Here is a 3,372-nt window from a genome sequence, read left to right on the forward strand (position 1 = left end):
CGGATCCCATGATGGAAGGGCCCTGGTGCCGATTCCGAAGAGAAGCGCGAGCCCGTGAGCGACATCGACATTGCAGTGGCGGATAGTCTGAAAGTGCTTGACCTCAAACGGCCGATTAGAGAAGCGACCTAATTGCTGCGCAGCCGCGAAACGACGCGAAGGGCTAATGGCGGAAATGCTCGTCGAAGATGATCCGATTGCTAACGTCGTGTCCATTCGCTGATCCGGAAGAAGGAATTTCAAAATCATCATGAGAGACGCTCGGGTCTGCGAGGAACGTTGGCGCTCAGATAAACCCAATGGATAGGATCATGCTCGAGGGCGCGGAAACCATGGCGCTATCGCCGGACCTGGCCGAAACGACTTCCAGGTCCCTGGCGGCTGAGCGAGACGATCGGCGATGACCCACAGGGCCGGCGCATGAAAACCAAGGCCAATGTGAGTGGTGTTGACCTCAACGTTCTCCCGCTCACCGCCCTCTTCCTCTAAGCACGCGCGCCAGGCGACGACGCCGTCGGCGCGCGTGTATATCGACGTCGACGGGACTGGAATCGGTTGGGCCAACCGGCTCACCCGGTCGGGGGTTGGCGGCTCGTATTTCTGTCCCGTGAGGAGCCTCCAGATGGCACGGACATTGCTCGCGCCCGGCGCAGCAAAGGGGCTTCCGAGCGTGATGACCATGCGAACGTCAGCCGGGATTTGTCGCGCGACTTCACGCGCGATGATGCCACCGCGGCTCCAGCCGACCAAGCTAACCTTCAGGCCGGAGTCGTTCCGAAGCATGGCGACCCGCGTAGCCAGGGCAGAAACGTCGGTGTCCGGCGCTCGGACATTGCGTCCGCGACCCCAGCCATAAACCTGATACCCCAAGGCGTTGAGGAAACCGCGGATCGCGATCGTCGACCGATCGTCCGCCCCCAGTCCGGGCAGGACCATCACCGGATGTGGCTGTCCGCGCGGCGCGGTGGCCAGGAATGGCGCGGCAGCGAACAGCGCAGGAATATCAAGCAGCCCACGCCCCTCGGTGGTGAGCAGGGCTAGCGAGGGTGGCCTTACCGTCTTGTCGTCGCTACCCATCAATACGACTCATTGCTACTGGGCTTGACGCATAGATTTCAGTTGTCTATCCGCCGCAAGGCAGTGATCCGCGATGGCATCGACGAGGATAGGCACTAGACCGTTCGCCAGATCGTGTCCCATGCCGGGAATGATCTTCAGCGCAGCGCCCGGGATGTGCTTGGCAGTGTCCGTGCCGGCTTCGACGGGGACGAGCGGATCGTCGGCGCCATGAATCACCAATGTGGAAACCTTGATCTCCTTCAACAACTCAACCCGGCTGCCGGACGCTAGAATCGCCAGCATCTGACGCCCTACGCCGGGGGGATAATAAGAACGATCGGCGGCTCGCTCGACCTTTGCACGAAGCTCGGCATCCGACGTCGGAAATCCTGGGCTACCGATAATGCGAAGGATCCTCACACCCTCTCTTATGACGCTTTCGCGATCACCAAATGGTGGACGAGACGAAAGCAGTGCTGAAATTGCCTCGGGCCTGCCCTGCGGCAAGCCGGGGGCGCCGCTCGACGACATGATCGACGTCAGGCTCCGCGCGCGATCTGCATATCGGGCCGCGACAATCTGGGCGATCATCCCACCCATCGAGGCGCCGATCATGTGGGCACGGCCGATGTGAAGTGCGCCCATGAGGCCGACGGTATCCGCTGCCATGTCGTCGAGCGCATAGGGCGCCTCCACGGACTCCCCTGCCATGGCGCGTGCGAAGGCGGCGATCAGATCGACTGGCGCGGCGTTCTCGATCTTTGTCGAAAGGCCGATATCACGGTTGTCGAAGCGCACGACGCGAAAGCCGCGTTGCGCAAGCGCGAGGCAGAACGCGTCCGGCCACGCGATCATCTGGGTCCCCAGACCCATGATGAGCAAGATCACCGGGGCCTTCGCGTCACCTATCTCGTCGTAACAAAGGTTGATACCGTTCGCAGCGACAATTGGCATCCATGTCTCTCCTGCCACCCTCTCATCACGAACTACTCAGGCATTGCGGCCTTTGCCAAAAACGTTGCCGACCGCCCGCCTCAGCCAACTCGGCTGATATTTCATCCATCGGACCGCAAGCTCGTTTGCAATTCCCGCGACATGGACCGGCTTTCCCGCCATGCAGGCGCGATAGCCTTCCTGAGCAACCGTCCTGGCATCCATGATCATCATGCCGGGCAGGCTGCCAAGGCTCGTGCCGTGGACCATTCCTGTATCGGTTACACCGGGACACAGGGTCGTCGCCGTAACCTTGGTACCGCTCAATTCCTGGGATAGAGCATCGCCGAACGACAGCACATAGGCCTTCGAAGCAGCATAGACAGCAAGATTCGGAACCGGCATGAAGGCCGCGACTGACGCAACGTTCAGAATCCTTCCGCAGTTCCGCTCGAGCATCGGCCCAAGAAACAGGCGTGTGAGCGCGGTCAGAGCAACGATATTGACCTGTAACAGCCGCAACTGTTCATCGAGGCCGATTGCGCCGAAGCGACCTTCCAACAAGAGGCCTGCGTTGTTCACAAGCAGATCGATCTGCACCCCCGCGTCATTGAGCGAGTCGAAGACGGCTCGCGCCGCACCGTGCTCGCAGAGATCGGCTGGAACGATCGTAACCCTGGTGCCGTGTTGATCCCCCAGCTCGCGCGCCAGGTCCTCCAGTTTGTCCCGGCTACGCGCAAGCAACACAAGGCTGAACCGATTGGCAGCCAATACGCGCGCGAGTTCAAGGCCGATGCCGCCCGACGCGCCGGTGACCAGCGCAGTCTGGCTGTCATTTCCGTTGGTCGTCATGTGGACATCCTGTTCGCGCCCGTCAATGCGCGGGCACCGCGGCCGGCGTACGGGCGGCCGCCGGAGCCGGCCGTATCGTCAGCAGAAGAATCATTCCGGACAGCACGTACAACGTCATCACGAAATACATGCTGTAAATGTTGTCGTCCGTGGCTCTCAGAATAAATCCATTGATCGACGGACTGAGCGCTGGACCAAGGTTTCCGAGACTGCTGATGAAGGCGAGCCCACCGGCGGCAGCACCTGTCGACAGATACTCGCTGGTCAGTGCAAAGAACAGCGGGGTCGCCGACGCAATCCCGATGACCGCGAAGGAGAGAGCCATGATCGATCCGACCAAATTGCCCTCAAGCAGCGTGGTGATGAAAAGGCCGACCGCCGCAATAACAACGCATGCAGCAAAGTGCCATCGCCGTTCATGCCACTTGTCCGAATGGCGACCAATCAGGATCATGCCGATGACGCCCGCGGCATTTGGGATTCCTGCATAGATTCCGACCAGGAACAGGTCCTTGACCCCCCAACTGT

5 protein-coding genes are annotated in these 3,372 nt (G+C 60.8%); all 5 read right to left on the reverse strand.

The window, feature by feature from the left end; all coding sequences use genetic code 11:
* Positions 1–252 (reverse strand): hypothetical protein (locus tag VNX23_RS24805; RefSeq protein WP_325634206.1); only part of this gene is annotated, 252 nt, incomplete at its 3' end.
* A gap of 57 nt (positions 253–309) precedes the next feature.
* A complete protein-coding gene (locus VNX23_RS24810) occupies positions 310–1,077 on the reverse strand; it encodes a hypothetical protein (protein WP_325634207.1) in 768 nt (255 codons plus the stop codon).
* A 15-nt stretch (positions 1,078–1,092) separates the two neighbouring features.
* Positions 1,093–2,013: an alpha/beta hydrolase gene (locus tag VNX23_RS24815; protein WP_325634208.1), complete on the reverse strand. Its 921-nt coding sequence runs from the start codon at positions 2,011–2,013 to the stop codon at positions 1,093–1,095.
* Positions 2,014–2,049: 36 nt separating this feature from the next.
* Positions 2,050–2,844, reverse strand: a complete 795-nt coding sequence (locus tag VNX23_RS24820; RefSeq protein ID WP_325634209.1) for an SDR family oxidoreductase — start codon at positions 2,842–2,844, stop codon at positions 2,050–2,052.
* Positions 2,845–2,866: 22 nt separating this feature from the next.
* A partial coding sequence (locus VNX23_RS24825) for an MFS transporter (protein WP_325634210.1) occupies positions 2,867–3,372 on the reverse strand: 506 nt, incomplete at its 5' end.

It is taken from the genome of Bradyrhizobium sp. (assembly GCF_035570375.1).
Lineage (GTDB): Bacteria > Pseudomonadota > Alphaproteobacteria > Rhizobiales > Xanthobacteraceae > Bradyrhizobium.